The sequence below is a fragment of the Atopobium sp. oral taxon 810 str. F0209 genome (assembly GCF_000466405.1).
Taxonomy (GTDB): Bacteria; Actinomycetota; Coriobacteriia; order Coriobacteriales; family Atopobiaceae; genus Olegusella.
The window spans coordinates 1-19113 of the sequence record NZ_KE952960.1 but is presented as its reverse complement, the minus strand read 5'-3'; the positions used below and the strand labels follow the sequence as shown (position 1 = coordinate 19113).

The following is a 19113-nucleotide window of genomic DNA, read 5'->3' as shown; positions in this document are numbered from 1 at the left end:
AAGTACGCCATGCTCGGCGCACCAAAAAAGGGCACCCGCTTGCACGAATGCCCTCTACGCTCCTGGAGGCGAAGCCCGGATTCGAACCGGGGATCAGGGCTTTGCAGGCCCGTGCCTTACCACTTGGCTACTTCGCCGTACACTGACGCACGAGCGTCAGATAAAGAAAAGGCCGAACGAATCGGCCGGGTAAATCATGGAGCGGGCTACGGGGGTCGAACCCGCGACCTCCACCTTGGCAAGGTGGCGCGCTACCAACTGCGCTAAGCCCGCGATGCAAGAAAGTACTATACGGGACTCAGCTCTTTGATGCAAGTATAAATTTAGAAAAATTTGCCATTTAAGGAAAATTTTTCGCACATCAAGTAAAACAGCAGCTCAGAGACCACGTGCAAGCTTCACAATTCTTACTACTGTGCCCGATCCTACAGTTTTGGGAACAATGGTGACCGAATCGGCAAGCAGTCGCATCAGCTTGAGACCACGACCACGAGCTCGCCAACAGTCATCTGCCGCTGCATCATCAGCAATACGCGAAATATCCAAGCTGCCATCAGCCAACGTCGCTCGCCAACTATCAGCACAGCCACAACCGCAATCACTTACTTCTACCACTACGCGATCGCGATAGCCCACAATCTCTACAAGTGCACCCTGACCATCTGTGTGGTCAACTGCATTACCCACAGCCTCCCCTACCGCAAGATTGGCATCAAAGCGCTCATCACTACTCAAGGGAAGCAGCTCTAGCAACTCACTTACCTTAGAACGCGTTGCTGCAGGATCTAACGGATTAATACGTAGTACACGCCTCCAAAGCGGCAGCGTGCCAGGCTCAAGCTCGGGCACATCATCTTGTTCGCCCGCTGTTGAGACGGGAATAAAGTCCACCACGCGTCTGAGGGCAAGCGCTCTCAGTACCACTGGCGAAACATTGATAAGAGACATGAGACCACCAGCCGCGCGCATACGTGCAATCTCGCGAATGATAAGTCCCACCCCCGCCGAATCAATAAAACTCACATCGGCCATATTCAAAATTACGCGCCGGCAGCCCGAGCTAATAAGGCTGTCGATGCTATGCCGCACAGCAGGTACGGTAATCACATCAAGATCAGCCTTGAGAGGTACTACGGCTATGTTGGTATCAGGTCTCATACGGGAAGTCTTCCCCGCAGTAACGCAAGTTAATCTGATGTTGTACGCCCAATTTTGTCAAAGCGCAAAGAAACTAGGGCAACGTCATCTTCTAAGTGACGATCAGTAAACTCATCGAGCCGTGCTAGCAAGCGGTCAAGCAGACCATCAAAGCCCACGGGAAGCTCCGCCATTACAGCCTCACGCAGTCCTGCTTCGCCAAAAAATGCCCCATCTAGCGCACGAGCCTCGGTTGTACCATCCGTATAAAGAAGCAAAACGTCACCTGGAAATAGCTTGACTCTGCCATTACGGTATTCCATCTCGCGGAATGCTCCCACCACACCAGACTGCACATCCAGTGTGCTCAAATCACCCGTCTGAGCACGCGCAAGTATCGCAGGGGGATGGCCAGCAGAACAATAACTTAGTTCTGCTCGATTAAGGTCAATGATGCCTACAAAGAGCGTTGCAAACGTCTCAAGACGGGTAAAGCCAATCAAAAACTCGTTGAGCAAGCGCACCATGCGAGCAGGACTTAGCCCTTCCCAGGAGTAAGCACCAAGCGCTGTCTTGACAGCAGCTGACACTGAGGCTGCTTCAACACCTTTGCCCGAAACATCGCCCATAATGACACAGGCACGATCCTTGGGTAGGCGAATAAGGTCATAGAAATCGCCACCAACAAAAGCGGACTGTGTTGCCGACGTATAAAAACCTGCAGCAGTCACACCAGGAACTTTTTGCAATTCATTACGCATTCCAGTCTGCAGAGCCTGAGAAATATGTCGATCACGTTCATGAGCCTCTTCGACCTGAGCAGCGCCGCGTGTATCCTCGGCGAGCCTACGAAGAAAACTCATCTCAAGTTCATCGAAGGGTTCGGCTTCCACATCACGCAGCAATAACATTGCACGACGAGCACCCCCAATAATGCCCAGATCGATAAGCGCACCCTGGCAAGGCTCTCCCGCCGCGGCAAGCCAAACGCCCAGATCATCTGTGGGACTAATGGCAACTACGCTCGTCTCGCTCTTTTCTTCATGACAGTTAAGCAGTTCTGACGGAAGCACGCGACGACCATGCATCGGCAAATCAACAAGGCAATCACCATTTTCCGAAAGCGGATTAGGACGCAGAGGAACCACCGAACACAGCAGAGTTTCGCTCATTAAAGTGCAAACGTTGTCACTAATATCTTGCCGTTCCTGAGCAGAAGCATCCATACTCTCGGACAACTCATCTTTTTCCAGCGCATTCCCTGCATCCAAGATGAGTCCACGAAGATTGTTGCCTAGCTCCGTTAATTCGCGTTCACGCTGCTGACGTAGAGTTGCAACGGCGCCCGCCAGCTGCACAGATAGATAACTTGCCACCGCATCAAGAAGTTGCGCATCATCGCGACGAATTTGCTTGGCAAATTCCCAACCTACAATAATTGCCGCAATAATATGGCCCCCAAACCACACAGGCGCCAACAAAAAGCTTTTGTAGGGCGGCAATATCGACTTGCGCACACGAAAAGTTTCGCGTGTTTCTTCATCAATCAGTTCACGAACTTTTAGCTCGCCACGACGCAGCTCTTCTCGACTAGGGTCAAGCACGCGCAAACGCAGGCCACCGCCCACCTCGCGCAACTTGTGCTCAAAAGCTTTGCCAGGTGCAAAGAAGTGCTTGACCTGCGAGGTATTACTACCTTCGCTTGCACCATACAAGCGAAAACCATCACTTTCTGCAAGATAAAGCAACGCCCCTGTTGCTTCAAGCGTAGAAGAAATTTCCTGGAGCACATCAGTAAAGAGAGTTGCCACATCGGTTGCATCAATCGTACCAAGCACAATTTTGAGCGTACCCGAAAGCCGTCTATTAGCCCGTGAAAGTTCCTCAAGCAAGCGCTCGCGTTCACGACTTGCAGCTTCCTCATCATGAACAATTGAAGCCACCAATAAATAGGTATCTTTGGGAGCTTGCACGCGATCAGCACGCACATTCAACTCGCGTGCGCGACTGTCCGCACTTGCACAGAGTAGACGTCGTGTACTTCCATCCACAGGAAAAGGCAGGTCAGAGAGCTGAAAATCCGTCTTTGGAGCATGTCCTAGCGCAGGTGGAAAAAGCATACGCACATCAAGGTCTTGAATACTTGATACCGAAATACGATTTTTTACCGCCTGACCCAGCAATTCCTCGGCTTCCTCATTGGCAAGCAGAACGTGTCCTGATCCATCAAAGGCCAAGGCAGCATCGCTGGTCATAGCCAACAGACGCGCAAGCAAGCCCGATGTCGCCCGATCTGCCTCTGTCGAAGCTTGCAATACCACGCGTTCCCTGCGTTCTATGCTCGTATAGGGCATCTTTTCTGCCACTACTTTCTCTTTCCGTACTTCTTCGTAAGAATTGCCACCAAGCAAAACTTTACTTTGCATCGGCCCAAGTCGTACCGTAGCTTACATCGGCTACCAGCGGCACCTTGAGCGTAACAATACCTTCCATTATTTCCTTAACGAGCGCAGCGATGGTTTCAAGCTCGTCTTTGGGCACCTCGAAATCCAATTCGTCATGAATCTGCAGAACAAGCTTGGATTTAAGTCCTTCTTTATCAAGACGATTCTGTACACGGATCATCGCTAATTTGATGATATCGGCGGCGGTACCCTGCATCGGATGATTCATTGCCGTGCGCTCGCCAAAGGCGACAAGTTGACGATTGTGCGCAGAAATCTCAGCGATATGACGTTTGCGACCATACATCGTGGCGACCCAGCCCTGCTTGTGCGCAAGCGCAACCTGTGCATTGAGGAAGGTGCGAACATCAGGATAAGCTGCGTAGTAGCGGTCAATCATCTCTTGCGCCTCGGTGCGCGGAATCTTGAGCGAAGTGGCCAAACCATAAGCTTGCTGACCATAGACAATGCCAAAGTTGACCGCCTTGGCACGACTACGCAACGCAGGCGTTACTTCAGACACCGGCACACCAAAGACACGTGCAGCGGTTTCGGCGTGAAAGTCCTCACCTTCGCAAAACGCACGGATGAGATGCTCATCGCCCGACAGATGTGCAAGCAAGCGAAGCTCAATTTGGCTGTAGTCGCAGGCCAAGAAGACCGAACCCTCAGGCACAGTAAAAGCACGACGTACGCGATGACCCAACTCAGAGCGAGTAGGAATATTTTGCAGATTAGGCTCGGAACTCGACAGGCGCCCCGTTGCTGTTACTGTCTGATTGAGTGTGGTGTGAATACGTCCATCACTACGAATAAGTGCAGGTAAAGCATCTAAGTAGGTAGATTTTATCTTTGCGCGCTCACGATAATCAAGCACTTCGGCAACAATGGGCTCTTCTTGGGCAAGATCCTCAAGTACTTTGGCATTGGTGGAATAGTAGCCACGCTTAGTCTTTTTGAGACCATAGGTAGGCAAGCCCAATACCTCAAAAAGCACATGTGAGAGCTGCATAGGACTATCAACATTAAACTCTTCGCCTGCAACTTCGTGAATATGCGCAACCATTTGACTGACTTCACGGGCAAGCTCGGCCGATTGAGCAGCCAAAATCGCTGGGTCAGCATTAAGGCCCGTGCGCTCCATCTGCAAAAGCACTGGCAGCAAAGGCATCTCGATGTTATTAAAAATCTCCTCAGAGCCATCCTCAGCAAGCAGAGCAGCAAGCTTGGGTTGCAACAAGCGTGCTCCCAAAGCATCAAGTGCTGCCTGTGGGAGTTTGTCGCTCGGCTCAGGCAAGGCAACATCAGGAAGGAAAGCCACCATCAACGACGCAATATCCAAACCGCTGCGTGCAGAATCCAGTAGATATGCAGCGATACCACAGTCGAAAAGACGAGTAGAACTTAATTCACGAGGCTCCACATGCGCGGGCAACGCAGAGTCATATGGGCAAATTGCATGTATCAATGCCTTGATATCAGCGGCAACTAGCTTGCCCTTGCGAACTATTTGCTCAAGCGTAGAAAGAGCTGTTTCGTCCTCAAAACTCAATATATTTGTACTAGTTGCAAGCCAGAGTGTCTGTTGCGGCTGGTTGTCTTCTCCCAAATCCAAGGTCAGCTGTCCAGGTTTGCCATCAACGAGCCCCAAGGCAACACCCAGCCACTCCCCTTCCTCAAGGGCACTATCGAGAGCGTCCTGAGCTTCTTCTCCGTTAAGCGGCTTATGAATTTCAAAGGAAGGCTCAGACGCAACATTTTGCTTATCACCCTCAGTTGTCGCCACAGCCGAGGCAAGAGCAAGCATGCGCTTGGTCAGACTTGTAAAGCCCAATGCAGTAAAAGCAGCACGCAGAGTTGCTGGATCAAAAGTTGGCCATTTAGCATCAGCAAAATCCATATCAAGCGGCGCGTCTGTGCGAATTCGCGCCACCTCACGCGAAAGCAGAGCGTCCTGAATATGCTCGCGTAGACTTTCGCCCACCTTACCCTTGACCTCATCAGCATGAGCAACAACAGCATCAAGATTGCCATACTGCACGATAAGCGCACTGGCTTTTTTGGGACCAATACCTGGGACACCAGGAATATTGTCTGAACTATCACCCTTAAGACCGTAGAAGTCGGGAACTAGTTCGGGCGTAATGCCGTGGTAGAGATTCTCAACTGACTCGGGTGTCATAATTGCAACGTCAGACATCCCTTTACGCGTTGAGACAATATGCACATGATCTGTCGAAAGCTGATACATATCACGGTCGCCTGTGATGAGATACATGTTGTAACCAGCTTCTTCACCACGGCGCGCAAGAGTACCTAGGATATCGTCGCCTTCCCATCCATTTAGCTCGCACACTGGCACATCCATCGCATGAAGCAACTCTTTTACCTTGGAAAACTGCTGATGCAACGAAGGATCCATCGGCGGACGCTGAGCCTTGTACTCAGGCAACATCTCCACACGCACAGCAGGCTTGCCCTTATCAAAGGCGCAAATAATGCCATCGGGATGGAAAGTCTCGACCATCTTGATAAACATGCTGACAAAACCAAAAATCGCATTGGTTGCACTACCGTCAGGCGCAGTCATAGTAGGTGGAATCGCATGAAAGGCACGGTGCATAAGCGAATTACCATCAATAACGGCAATCGTGCGATGGGCGCTAAAAGTATTCTCAGACATAAAAGCTCCTCTGAAGCTCTTTTTGACAGCTGTTCTATCTATTCTACCCGCCCCCTGTGACAGCTAACGTCGACGTCGCGCGCCAGCGCACACGTAACATTTGTGCGTATAGGCTAATGACAGCGAAATTGCAGCATTTCGGCGTAAACTTGAGCCGCATGACCGCACATGAGTCCCGAGAGGATTTGATATGGGTAAAGACAAGGTCTCGCAAGAGTACGGAAGTCTGCTATTTACCGACGCTGACATGCAGGAACGTCTGCCAAAGCCAACGTACAAAAAGCTCCTGCAGGTCACTCAAGATGGTGAGCCTCTTGATCTCGATATTGCAAATGAGGTCGCCCACGCAATGAAGAGCTGGGCACTTGAGCATGGTGTTACCCACTTCACCCACTGGTTCCAGCCTCTTACAGGCATCACTTCCGAAAAACACGACAGCTTCATCACACCTCGCGATGACGGCACCGTATTGATGGCGTTTTCGGGTAAGGAGCTCATCCAAGGTGAGCCAGATGCATCATCTTTTCCTTCGGGTGGTTTGCGTGCAACCTTTGAGGCGCGCGGGTATACCATCTGGGATCCAATGAGCCCCGTCTTTATCAAAGATGAAGTGCTTTGCATCCCAACTGCCTTTATCAGCTACACCGGAGAAGCTCTGGACAAAAAAACTCCGCTCTTGCGCTCACAGGTTGTTATCGAGCGGCAAGCAAAGCGTGTACTTGCTCTTTTTGGTCGAGAACCCCGCCGCGTAGTCACCACCTGCGGTCCCGAGCAGGAGTATTTCCTTATTCGTGAGCAGGACTTTGCCGCTCGTCCCGACCTCGTACTAACTGGTCGCACGCTTTTTGGTTGCCCACCCGCCAAGGGACAAGAACTCGAAGAACATTACTTCGGCGCCATTCGCCCCACCGTCAACGCCTTTATGAAGGAAGTCGACGATGAACTCTGGAAGCTCGGCGTGCCTGTTCGCACCAAGCACAACGAGGTTGCGCCCTCGCAGCACGAACTTGCTCCCATTTTTGAACAGGGCTCAGTTGCTATTGATGACAACCTCCTTACCATGGAAAAACTCAAGCTGCTAGCAACCCACCATGGACTTGCTTGCCTGCAACATGAGCGGCCTTTTGAGTATGTCAATGGCTCGGGCAAGCATGACAACTGGTCACTTTCTGCAGATGGACAAAACCTACTAGAGCCTGGGGATGAGCCCGAGGAAAACCTGCAGTTTTTGGTGTTTTTGTCCTTCTTGGTCGCAGCAGTCGATGAACATGCAGACCTATTGCGTGCAAGCATTGCATCGGCTGGTAATGACCATCGCCTAGGCGCCAACGAGGCACCGCCCGCTGTTGTGTCCGTCTTCCTTGGAGACGAACTTGCACCTGTTGTAGATGCACTGGTCAACGACCGTTCCGTACATTCTCATAGCCGCACCGAGGTTGACTTGGGAGTTCCCCAGCTGCCAAATTTCTTCCGCGACAATAGTGATCGCAATCGCACTTCTCCTTTTGCCTTTACAGGCAACAAGTTTGAGTTCCGCATGTGTGGTAGCCAGCAAAACCTTTCTGGCCCCAATGTAGTACTTAATACCGCAGTAGCCGAGCAGTGCGACCGCTTTGCCAATGATCTCGAGCGTGTCCCCGCAGACAAATTTGTCGAACATGCTCTGGCATGGGTCAAACGCACCTTCCGTGAGCATCGCCGCATTATCTTTGAGGGCAATGGCTACTCTGAGGACTGGGAAGCCGAGGCTGCGCGTCGTGGTCTACACAACCTCAAGACGACTCCCGATGCCCTACCCGCAATGATTACCCCACAAGCCATCGCGCTTTTTGGTCGCTATGGTGTACTCAGCGAGTCTGAACTCCGCGCTCGTTACATTTCGGCAGCAGAGCAGTATGCAAAGCTCCTCAATATCGAAGCCAACACAATGGTAATGATGGCACGCAAGCTCTACTTGCCAGCACTGACCAGCTTCTCTTCTGAAATTGCCGCTGCAGTAGCAGCCAAAGAAACCATCGGCATCGATAGCCCCGCCGAAAAAGAAACTGTCCGCATTGTCACCGAGGGTATCTCCGCAATCGCTGCTGCTACCCATAACTTAGAGGAACGCAACACCGCTGTCCAAGCACTCGCAGATCCTGCCGAGCAGGACAATGCCTATCGCGACAATGTTTTACCCGCAATGGCAGACCTACGTCAAAAGGTCGATGCTATGGAAGAAATTTGCGGTGCAGATTGGTGGCCTGTACCTAGTTACAACTCGCTGCTTTTCTGGGTTTAATCCAAGAGCAGGTAGATTGTATTTTGCAGTCTACCTGCTCTTTTCTCTATTTTTTTCATAATTTTCGAATGTCTTAAGATTATATTCATGTACACCGTGGGAAACTTGTACATGTTTGAATAGACTCGTAAAGCTCGTCGAAAGTGTTGTCATGTTTGCTATTGAGTTTGTTTTTCTCTGTCTTGTGATAGCAGCTTATGTACTTGTGCCGCGCAAATTCAAGAAAGACGATATGAGACCCGCCGATTGGGGCTGGAGCATTGTTTTTGCTCTCTTTCTTATAAGCATTGGCATCTATGACGTAATGGGTCTTGTGAATGCGGGTCTGCTGGAGCGCATTGCTCTCTCTGCTGCATTGGCAACTGGCTCGATTGTGTCGTTTTGGCACAACAACATCCGCAATAAACTCTCTGAGCTTCATAAACCCGCGCCTCAGATTCTCGAAGCACTGATGTTGCTGTTAGGCGCTTATCTCACTTTTGTTTGCATTGAGCTGCCCTCAAACCCACGTATTGACAGTTTCTGGATTGAAGGCATGATTCTCGAGATTGCTATCATTTTGCTTGTGATGGTAGCGCTACATTTCTTAACTCAGCGTTCTGGTGTTGGTGCCTCAATCGCCGCTATTATTTTTGAGCTAACAGGCATTGCTGAATTCTTTGTTGTTACCTTCAAAAACACTCCCATCATGGCAGGTGATATTCTGGCATTGGGTACAGCTGCAGCCGTCGGTGGTGGTTACACTTACGCTATCAATGGCAAGGTTTTGCTTTCTGTGGCTTTGCTTGCATTAGTAATCTTGATGCTGTCGCTAACTCCTAAACCCAAGCACACAAAAAAGATTGCGGCTGTCGGCGCAAACCTCCTGGTTACCGCTGCCACCTGCCTCATACTTGGTCTGGGTTGCACACAAATTAGCTTTGCTAAAACTTTCAATATCGTCTATAACGCTTGGATTCCTCTAGAGAGCTACTGGCGTGAGGGCTTTGTAAGCTCCTTCCTCACTCAGCTCCAATCCTTCAATCCCGAAAAGCCCAAAGACTACTCCAACAAGTCTGCCGAAAAGCTCTTTGCTGACTATGTTGCCAAGTACGACTCTACTCTGGGTGCCACCACCGAGCACAAGGCTGCAGTTAAGCAGTTTAATGAGGAGAAACCCTCTGTTATCTGCATCATGAATGAGTCTTACTCTGATCTATCCCGCTATGCAAATCTAGGCGGCACCTACAACGGTCCTGAATGGTTCAAAAACTATCAAGGCGCACTTGCCAAAGGCACTCTCTACGTTGCACCTTACGGTGGAGGCACCTGCAACTCTGAGTGGGAACTGATGACAAGCTGTTCGATGGCATTTATGGGTTCTGGTGTCTATCCCTACATGGTCTACGACATGAAGGGTGTACCCAACATGGCCGCGAGCTTCAAGCAGCTGGGATATGACACCATCGCGATGCATCCGAATCTTGCCACTAACTGGGGACGCGATGTGGTCTACCCCACCTTTGGCTTTGATCGTTTCCTTGATATCAACGACTTTACAGGCACCGCTCGCCTACGCAACATGGTTACCGATGAGGCAACATACGACAAGATTTATGAGAGTCTCAAGACCAACAAAAACCCGCAGTTCTTCCTTAATGTCACTATGCAAAATCACGGCGGTTATGAGACGGGCGCTCTACCAGCAGATATGGTCAAGCAATACTACGTAAACGGTATCGATAACCCTGCTTTGGATGAGTATCTGGCTCTTATCGACGAGTCGGACCGCGCAATGGATAAGTTCTTAAAGCAACTCTCCAAGCTTGATCGCAAAGTTGTGGTGGTCTTCTTTGGCGACCATCAGCCTTCCATTGCAAATGAGTACAACAAGCTCATCACCGATGATCCATCCGATTTGGTACATCAGGAGCGTGAACGCACAACTGAATACATGATTTGGGCTAACTACGATGTTGCTGGTGCAAAGAAAAATCAGCAGATTGATACCAGCACCAACTTCTTAGCAGCCGATATGCTGCAGCTAATTGGTGGTCCACTCACCGACCTCAACAAAGCTGAGCTGGTTATGCGCCATAGCGACATGCCTGTTCTCAATCTCTTGGGCTACCAAGATAAGTCAGGTAAGTGGAACGATATCAGCACTAAAGCTGCTCAGGCTGCAGGTACACCTGCTGCTCAACTACGTCTTGATCTGCAAACCCTGCAATATAAGCAGCTCTTTGGCGACGGTGTCAAATTCCGCACGGGTGCTGGACACGAAGGAACTGTCTGGGGACGTATTGGTGGCTAAACCACAAGACAAAATAGCTCGCCTTGGGATAGGATGTATTTGTAACTTCCAACAGCCGCCTCGTGCGGCTGTTGTTATAAGGAGAATATAAATGCCAGCTATTATTACTCATCACCTCTTTGGTGAAGATGCCGTAAAACTCCTACCTGAAGGTATCGTGAGTGACGAAGAGGAGCTGCTTGCCTTTTTGTTGGGCAATCAGGGTCCCGACCCCCTCTTTGCCTGCGCAACTACCTTTCCTGAACATGCCAAACTCTGCCACAAACTAGGGTGGGAGCTCCACGAACGCAAGATTGTTGATGCATTTTGGGTGCTACGCGATGCAGTAAGTCATCTGCGCCGCGAAGACGAACGCATCGGTCTCGCTTGGTCGTTGGGCTACTTAGGCCACTATGCACTCGACAGCGCTGCTCATCCGCTGATTTATGCTCAACAGGATGAACTAGCAACAGCGGAATATGGTCTTGAAGGTGCTGACGGAGAAATCCACGCTCTGCTCGAAAGCGAGATTGATGTTTGGATGCTACGCCAACTACGCGGCATAAATGTCACAGATGTGCCAACTTATTCTTATCTAGCACGTACCGAACGCATTTCACAAGTAGCAGGTGCGCTGATGGCCCAAATTGGGCTACAGGTCTACGGTCTGCCAATAGGTGTCGCTGCCTATGGCGGAGCGGTTACCGACTACGAATTGGTTTATCGTTTTATTGAGCCTGCAGGTGCTACGCGAATGCGTCTAGCAGCAAAGCTTGAGCGTCTGATACGTCCAACTCACTATTCGCGAATTTTGGCAATGGCGCATGTGGCCAGTGATAGCGATACCTGTGCAGCAGCAAACCTTGAGCAGCGCAGATGGATTAATCCTGCCGATGGTAAACCCAGAAATGAAAGTTTCCCCGACCTCTATCATTTGGGTCTTGAGCGCTGGGAATTACTATCGCACTGCTTGTCCTCGGGTGACCGTGAAGGCTTTGCGCAAATCGTCAATGATCTTAACTTCGATGGTAAGCCCGATATGGGTTAGCGTCTGCAGCTTTACGAGCGCGCAGCTGCAACACTCAATCGCAGACGGTTCACTGCAGCACTCAATTGCAACACGTAATCGCAGACGGTTCAAAAAGCGCCCTTGACAAAAATTTTACCTGGGGATTTACAGCCTCCGCGCGACGCTATTGAACCGTTTGCATGAGTGCTGGATCTATATGCCAAAGAAGGCTTTGAGACCAATCCCCACAAGAACAATGCCGCCAACAACTTCAGCTCGGTCGCCCAGCAACGTACCAAGTTTTTTGCCCAACACAATCGCAATGACGCAACAAAGTGCAGTAGTCAGGCCAATCGTAGTAACCGAAAACGCAAGGTTTACCGACTGAGCACGCAGACTAACACCTACCGCAAAGGCATCAATAGCAGTAGCCACTGCCTGAAAAAGCAGTGTAGTCAAGGTCATACGACGGCGAACGACGCAAACATCGCCCTCAGCGCTTTCACCGCGGCGCGCGGCAAGCAGAGCGCCACCGCCCTCGCGAATCATATTGCCTCCAATAATGCCCAAAATCACTAGGGTCACCAAGCCTGCGTAGCTTTCGATCAGCGAAGCAGCAGCACTGCCCAAGAAATAGCCCAATAGCGGCATCAAAGCCTGGAACGCACCAAAGAAAAGAGGCATCAACATCAGATGCCTTTTAGGTTCTTCGCTATAGATAAAGGTATTAGAAACTGTCACCGAGAACGCATCCGCCGAGAGCGCAAGTCCTAACAACAAAATCTCTACTAGGGTCATCGACCCTCCCTTTCTTGCAAGAATCAAACAAGCAGCCGTTTCCTCTCCCTCGGCTGCTTGTCTGCATACAAATTATCTATGGCGAGCATTTTACTCTGACATAGGCCTCTCACCTGTTGCCAAAATATGTTCAAGTGCTTCTTCATTCAAAATTGGCACACCTAACTGCTCTGCCTTGGTAAGCTTGGATCCTGCAGCTTCCCCTGCAATCACAAAACTCGTCTTTTTTGAAACCGAACCAGATACTTTGGCACCTAGAACAAGCAAAGCATTTTTAACTTCACTACGTCCATGATGAGGGAGCGTACCCGTTAAGACAAAAGTCAAACCAGTTAAAGTCTGGGGAATAGTGTCATCCTGTCGTTCTTCTTCGAGCAAGACTCCTGCCTGACGCAGGCGCTCAAGTACCGCAAGGTTATCGGCGACCCTAAAGAAGGACACAACAGATGCAGCAATCTTGGGTCCAATGCCCTCAACCTGTGCAATATCTTCTTCGCTTGCAAGCTGTAGAGCCTCAAGACTGCCAAAATGCTGAGCGAGCAAGCGCGCAACATTAGCGCCCACCATGCGAATGCCCAGCCCAAAAAGCACACGAGCCAAACCACGGCTCTTGGACTCTTCAATCTCGCTCATCACTTTTGTAGCAATGGTTTTTCCTACAAGAATCGCCTGTCCAGCCTCATGGTCTTTGCTGGTAGTCTCGTAACTACGACCGGTTTCAACGGCAGCTAGCTGCGTTGCTGTTAGATAGTAAAAGTCTGCCACATCGCTAAGTAGGCCTTGGGCAACCATACGCTCAACGATTTGGTCTCCTAGACCATCTATATCCATCGCGCCACGACTTACCCAGTGCAGCAAGCGTTCTGTCGCCTGAGAAGGGCAATCAATAGATACGCACCGGAAAGCTACCTCGCCTTCTTCGCGCACAACAAGAGACCCACAGCTGGGACAATGCGTAGGCATCTCAAACTCAACAGCAGTAGAGGGACGTAACTCGCGCACAGGTCCTACTATCTCGGGAATAACGTCGCCTGCTTTATGAACAATCACGGTATCGCCCACACGCACATCTTTGCGACGAATCTCATCAAGATTATGCAAGGTAGCACGCGCAATCGTTGAACCCGAAACTACCACGGGATCAAATTCCGCCACTGGAGTCAATACGCCTGTACGACCTACCTGGATACGAATTTCACGCAGAACTGTGGTCTTCTCCTCAGGCGGAAATTTGAAAGCAATGCTCCAGCGTGGTGCACGAGCGGTAGCACCAAGCGTGGCTTGACCTGCAAGCGAGTCAACTTTTACAACAACGCCATCAATGTCATAGTCAAGCTCTTCTCTGTGAGCAAGCGCAGTCTCACAGTAGGCATGTACCTCAGCCGCAGAGGCACAGCGACGCGCATACGGGTTGACATGAAAACCACAGTCGCGCAACCAATCCAAAAATTCAGCTTGCGTGTTAACTGCGAGTGGTTCCTCGTCAGCCACCGCATAAATAAAGGTTGCTAGGTCACGCACAGCCGTCACCTTGGAGTCCTTTTGGCGCAAACTACCTGCTGCAGCATTGCGTGGATTAGCAAAGGGCTGAAGACCTGCAGCATCGGCATCCTCATTGAGGCGTACAAAGCTGTGCTTGGGCATGTAGACTTCACCACGAACCTCAATGGATTGTCCTAACCCACCATCTACCACATGCGCAAGTCCTGCTCGTGCCAAAGTACGAGGCACATCAGAAATCGTCAGCACGTTTGCAGTAACATCCTCGCCCGTCGTGCCATCGCCACGCGTAGCTGCACGTACTAATCTTCCATCGCGGTAGGTCAGAGCAACTCCTAAGCCATCAATCTTTAGCTCACAGGTAAAGGCAACATCTCCTGCACCCAACGACTCTACCGTACGCTCAAGCCACTCATCCAGCTCGTCAAGATCCATAGCATCATCGATGGAATACATACGTCGTGCATGCGTCACTGGCGTAAACGCACGGTCAACAAAACCACCAATACGCTGAGTATAAGAATCGGGCGTCAATAGCTCGGGATGCTCTGCTTCGATATTCTGCAGCTCAAGCAAATAGCGATCAAACTGTGCATCAGTCAACTCGGGGTTATCTTGTACATAGTATTGATATGCAGCGCGGTCAAGGATGGCGCGAAGTTCAAGTACTCGTTCGGCAGGCGTTTGCGCTGGAGATTGAGGAGCTGTATCCAGCTGCTCGTCTTCACCAAAAAGCGAAGTCTGCCATACCCCATCATTGTTTTGATCTGCCACGTTGCCCCCTTGTATTTGCTTTAGTTATCTATCCTAACGCATGCAGACGACACGAAATATCTGCCTATCCAACTCCTTAGATACCACGAGACGGTTCTGTCACTTAAGGCAGAGCCGTCTCGTTAATATTTGTGCTAGTTAGGCTGTCTAGCTGGATTTATGCCATCAACTTACACACATTTTGGGCAAAGTTTACAGGATCTTTCACAGGAAGTCCCGCCATAAGCAATGCTTGATCTAACAACAATGAACTCATCAGATTGAGCTTGTCTGTGTCTCCTGCCTGCTGGGCAGCGCGCAATTTTTCAAACACAGGATGTGTTGCATTAAGCTGCAATACACGCTGAGCACCAATTTGGGGCATACCTTCGGGGCCTTCGGAGATTACACGCTCCATCTCCAGAGAAATGGGTCCCTCAGAGGCAATAACTGCAGGTGCATCTGTAGCAAGCGGCGATACGGCAACCTTTGAGATTGCATCACCTAAAGCTGACTTCATAGCTTCAAGCAGTTCCTTGTTTTCATCCGCCGTTTCCTCGGCCTGCTTCTTTTCTTCATCCGTTGCCAGATCAAGGTCGCCCGAGCTAACGTTTTTGAATTCGCACTTGCGTTCCTTGGCTTCCTCGCCCTCTTTTGCCTCAGGGGTCCAGCTGTAGTCACGCATCATTTGCAAGCAGAACTCATCAACATCCTCTGTCATCAACAGCACGTCAAAGTCATGGTCAAGCACTGAATGCACCACGGGCATCTTTTCCAGACGCTCGCGATCCTCACCCGCAGCATAGTAAATAACATCCTGTCCCTCAGGCATAGCAGCCACATACTCTGCCAAGGTCACCAGACGCCCCTGCTTTGCCGACCAATACAGCAACAAGTCTGCCAACGGATCTTTCTTGGCACCATAACTAGCATAAATACCGTACTTTAGGCCACGACCAAAGTGCTCAAAGAACTTCTCATAGTCTTCGCGTGCATCGTCACGCATGGTCTGCAGTTCACTGGAAATCTTGCGCTCTACACGCCGAGCAATTGCCTGAAGCTGACGCGTCTGTTGCAGGGTTTCACGCGAGATATTGAGTGCAATGTCGGGACTATCAACCACGCCATGAACAAAGTTGTAATAGTCAGGAAGCAAATCTGCGCACTTATCCTGGATTAACACACCACGGCTATAGAGTTGCAGGCCTTTCTCATAGTCACGACTATAGAGGTCAAATGGTGGCTCGCTGGGCACAAAGAGCAGTGCATTATATTCAAGCGTACCTTCGGCATGTAGGGAGAAGGTGCGCAAGGGCTTCGAATAATCATGGAAGCTCTGCTCGTAGAACTCATCATATTCGTCCTGAGTCACCTCAGAAGGACGACGACGCCAGATAGGTGTCATGGAATTGAGCGTCTCGAGCTCGGTATACTCTTCCCACTCGGGCGTATAATCCTCAGGCTTGGGCTCAGGGGCAGGCTTTTGGCGACTCTTAGTCACCAACATACGCACGGGATAACGTACATAGTTGGAATAGCGTTTAATCAGATCGCGCAGCTGCCACTCTTCCAAATAGTCACTGTATTTTTCGTCGTCGGTATCATCGCGCAACGTCAGAATAACATCGGTACCGTTGCTACGACCTTCAAGCAATGCATCCGCATCGGTAGGCTTAACACTGTAGCCATCAAGACCGTTGGACTCCCACACATGAGCCTCGTCAGAGCCAAAGGCACGGCTTACCACACGCACATGCTTTGCCACCATAAAGGCAGAATAAAAGCCCACACCAAACTGACCAATAATCTCGGCTGCACTCTGGGAATTTTCTTCGTTTTTCTCATCTGTTGCCTGTGCATTGGCTGCCTTGAATTCCTCTGATCCAGAGTGTGCAATGGTGCCCAGATTACGATCAAGATCCTCTGCACTCATGCCAATACCATTGTCAGAAATCGTCAACGTATGCGCAGCTTTATCCACACTCAGACGGATCTGCAACTCATCATCGTCCAGCTTACAAGCAGGGTCAGTCAGACTTGCAAAATGTAGCTTGTCAACCGCATCAGACGCATTAGAGACAAGTTCACGCAAGAAAATCTCGCGATTGGTGTAGATAGAGTTAATCATGAGGTCCAAGAGCTTTTTGGACTCAGTCTTGAACTGGCGCATAGCGCAATGCCCCTTTCGATTGGATACAGAGTCAACAAAGCATATGGTACCCAAAAGAAGGAAATCTAAGCGCTACACACTAAGATTTCTACTTTTTCTTTCTGCGTCTTGCTAGCCGCCTAGCCCAGCATACTGCAGTAAAGCTCTTCGTAGCGTTTGGCAGAGACGTTCCAGCTAAAGTCACGAGTCATTGCGCGACGTACCATCACATCCCAACTGTGCCTCCGCGTAAAGTAAACCGTCTTGGCGTAGTTAATTGCATTGAGCAACAGCCATGAATCGTAGCGGTTAAACGAGAAGCCCACGCCTGTCTCTTCATATTCGTTGTACGGCTCAACCGTGTCACGCAGGCCACCAGTCTCACGCACGATAGGTAGTGCACCATAACGCATAGCAATAAGCTGTGTGAGACCACAGGGCTCAAAACGACTGGGTACCAACATGGCATCGGCTGCTGCATAAATCTTGGACGAACGTTCGCCTGAGTACATGATGGAACTAGAGACGGTACCGTGGTGACGCCACTCAAGATCGCGGAACATATTTTCAAGATTGCTATCGCCTGTGCCAAGCAAAACAAACTGCGTATTGCCATCAGCAACCATATCCTCAGCGATAGTGCCCACCAAGTCGAGACCCTTTTGGTTGGTAAGACGCGAAATCAAGCCAATGACCATCTTGCTTGGATCCTCAGCAAGGCCAAGCTCACGCTGAAGTGCCAGCTTGTTTTCGGCTTTGCCTTTAATGACATTGCGCGAGGAATAATTATATGTTAGATGCTTGTCAGTCTTGGGGTTGTTGACCTCATAGTCGATACCGTTAACAATGCCCACCATCTTGGAGGCATGGTAGCGCATAATGCCGTCAAGATCTTCGCCGTACTCACTAGTCTGAATCTCACCCGCATACGTCTCGGATACCGTAGTTACGCGGTCAGCGTAGACAATGCCACCCTTGAGCATGTTGGCATCATTGCGATAGGCATTGGCTGCACTCGAATAACCACATTTGTCCAGTGCAAATGCCTCATCAGGAATACCTGAGACGCGCTGCATACGCTCGCGTTCACAAATACCTTGGAAGCGCAGGTTGTGAATGGTAATTGCACACTTGGTATTGCGCGAAAGATCAGTGTCATAAAAGAGCGTACGCAAAAACACTGGCACAAGTCCTGCTTGCCAATCGTGGCAGTGGATGATATCAGGAGTCCAGCCAATAACTGGCAATGCTGCTAGCACCGCTTTGTCAAAGAAAATGAACTTTTCAATATCGTCATACATATTGGTATAGGGCGCGCCCCAACCAAAGAAATCCTCGTTATCAAGGAAGTAGTAGGTAACGCCATCTTGGTCGAAGGTCTCAACACCCACAAAATGGTTGCCAATACCTCCCATATCCATCCAAAAGTCGCAGACATGCGTCATGCGGTCTTTATACTCTTGGGGCAGGACATTGTATTTGGGAATAATTACGCGCACGTCCACGCCATCGGCTACCAAAGCCTTGGGCAGCGCGCCCATAACATCAGCGAGTCCACCCGTTTTGATAAAGGGATAGCACTCGGAGCCAACGAACAGAACCTTAGGTGCAGCCATAGCTTGCCTTCCTCCCGTTCGCACCGGCTCTTACGTCCGGGCGTCGTCGTCACTCTTTTAGTTTAGCGAAACTGACTCAATCTCGCAGCAGCACTGCCATTCAACCCGTGAGCGGCGCTAAGTAGTGTCTCAGAACGCAAGTACAAACTGCTTTTGGCCTCGCGTCCCTGGCAATCTCCAATCACAACTAATCTGCGCGGGACGGATTGATGACCTGTAATCACGGAAAGCCACGTTTTGCTTCCCACGGCTGCAAATGCCACAGAGCTCTTTATCCTAGGCATCATCCGCTGCACATTTCCTCATGACTTGTCAAAAGCCACGTTCTGCTTCACTCTGGGTGCCAAACGCCACGTTCTGCTTCATGCCAGACGCCAAAAGCCACACTTCATTTCATGCCGAGTGCCAAACGCCACACTCTGTTTCAGCAATCGCGGCTCTGCTTGCCAAAAGCCACGTTCTATTTCAGAA

At 50.3% G+C, this 19113-nt stretch carries 10 protein-coding genes and 2 tRNA genes; 3 read left to right on the top strand and 9 right to left on the bottom strand.

What is annotated here, in order from left to right:
* Positions 1-63: 63 nt before the first annotated feature.
* The 5 genes from HMPREF9069_RS06775 to polA form a co-directional block, all read right to left on the bottom strand.
* Positions 64-137: transfer RNA gene (locus tag HMPREF9069_RS06775), tRNA-Cys, on the bottom strand.
* 60 nt (positions 138-197) lie between these two features.
* Positions 198-273 (bottom strand) — tRNA-Gly (locus HMPREF9069_RS06770).
* Between the two features lie 105 nt (positions 274-378).
* Positions 379-1158, bottom strand: a complete 780-nt coding sequence (locus HMPREF9069_RS06765; protein WP_021626470.1) for an anti-sigma factor antagonist — start codon at positions 1156-1158, stop codon at positions 379-381.
* A gap of 29 nt (positions 1159-1187) precedes the next feature.
* On the bottom strand, positions 1188-3503 hold the full coding sequence (locus tag HMPREF9069_RS06760; protein WP_232204055.1) for a GAF domain-containing SpoIIE family protein phosphatase: 2316 nt from the start codon (positions 3501-3503) through the stop codon (positions 1188-1190).
* Positions 3504-3552: 49 nt separating this feature from the next.
* Positions 3553-6264, bottom strand: coding sequence for a DNA polymerase I (polA, locus tag HMPREF9069_RS06755; protein WP_021626468.1), 2712 nt, complete (start codon positions 6262-6264; stop codon positions 3553-3555).
* A gap of 190 nt (positions 6265-6454) precedes the next feature.
* On the opposite strand from polA, the gene HMPREF9069_RS06750 reads away from it, so the two are divergent.
* The 3 genes from HMPREF9069_RS06750 to HMPREF9069_RS06740 all read left to right on the top strand — a co-directional run bounded on the left by HMPREF9069_RS06750 (position 6455) and on the right by HMPREF9069_RS06740 (position 11865).
* Positions 6455-8545 carry a glutamine synthetase III family protein gene (locus HMPREF9069_RS06750; protein ID WP_021626467.1) on the top strand — a complete coding sequence of 697 codons (2091 nt, stop codon included), beginning with the start codon at positions 6455-6457 and terminating at the stop codon, positions 8543-8545.
* A 151-nt stretch (positions 8546-8696) separates the two neighbouring features.
* On the top strand, positions 8697-10838 hold the full coding sequence (locus tag HMPREF9069_RS06745) for an LTA synthase family protein (protein WP_021626466.1): 2142 nt from the start codon (positions 8697-8699) through the stop codon (positions 10836-10838).
* Positions 10839-10929: 91 nt separating this feature from the next.
* Positions 10930-11865, top strand: coding sequence for a zinc dependent phospholipase C family protein (locus HMPREF9069_RS06740; protein ID WP_021626465.1), 936 nt, complete (start codon positions 10930-10932; stop codon positions 11863-11865).
* A 174-nt stretch (positions 11866-12039) separates the two neighbouring features.
* On the opposite strand, the gene HMPREF9069_RS06735 is transcribed toward HMPREF9069_RS06740, so the two are convergent.
* The 4 genes from HMPREF9069_RS06735 to HMPREF9069_RS06720 all read right to left on the bottom strand — a co-directional run bounded on the left by HMPREF9069_RS06735 (position 12040) and on the right by HMPREF9069_RS06720 (position 18642).
* Positions 12040-12624, bottom strand: coding sequence for a manganese efflux pump MntP (locus HMPREF9069_RS06735; RefSeq protein ID WP_021626464.1), 585 nt, complete (start codon positions 12622-12624; stop codon positions 12040-12042).
* A gap of 90 nt (positions 12625-12714) precedes the next feature.
* Positions 12715-14898, bottom strand: coding sequence for an NAD-dependent DNA ligase LigA (gene ligA, locus HMPREF9069_RS06730; RefSeq protein WP_021626463.1), 2184 nt, complete (start codon positions 14896-14898; stop codon positions 12715-12717).
* Between the two features lie 157 nt (positions 14899-15055).
* Complete coding sequence (htpG, locus tag HMPREF9069_RS06725; protein ID WP_021626462.1) at positions 15056-17047, bottom strand: molecular chaperone HtpG; 1992 nt, start codon at positions 17045-17047, stop codon at positions 15056-15058.
* A gap of 119 nt (positions 17048-17166) precedes the next feature.
* Positions 17167-18642, bottom strand: a complete 1476-nt coding sequence (locus HMPREF9069_RS06720) for a glycogen synthase (protein WP_021626461.1) — start codon at positions 18640-18642, stop codon at positions 17167-17169.
* Positions 18643-19113: the final 471 nt, after the last annotated feature.

Excerpts from the sequence above, each read along its gene's own strand:
- HMPREF9069_RS06750 (WP_021626467.1), top strand. The coding sequence starts at position 6,455 with ATGGGTAAAGACAAGGTCTCGCAAGAGTACGGAAGTCTGCTATTTACC.
- HMPREF9069_RS06765 (WP_021626470.1), bottom strand. The coding sequence starts at position 1,158 with ATGAGACCTGATACCAACATAGCCGTAGTACCTCTCAAGGCTGATCTT.
- HMPREF9069_RS06735 (WP_021626464.1), bottom strand. The coding sequence starts at position 12,624 with ATGACCCTAGTAGAGATTTTGTTGTTAGGACTTGCGCTCTCGGCGGAT.
- polA (WP_021626468.1), bottom strand. The coding sequence starts at position 6,264 with ATGTCTGAGAATACTTTTAGCGCCCATCGCACGATTGCCGTTATTGAT.
- htpG (WP_021626462.1), bottom strand. The coding sequence starts at position 17,047 with ATGCGCCAGTTCAAGACTGAGTCCAAAAAGCTCTTGGACCTCATGATT.
- HMPREF9069_RS06740 (WP_021626465.1), top strand. The coding sequence starts at position 10,930 with ATGCCAGCTATTATTACTCATCACCTCTTTGGTGAAGATGCCGTAAAA.
- HMPREF9069_RS06720 (WP_021626461.1), bottom strand. The coding sequence starts at position 18,642 with ATGGCTGCACCTAAGGTTCTGTTCGTTGGCTCCGAGTGCTATCCCTTT.
- HMPREF9069_RS06745 (WP_021626466.1), top strand. The coding sequence starts at position 8,697 with ATGTTTGCTATTGAGTTTGTTTTTCTCTGTCTTGTGATAGCAGCTTAT.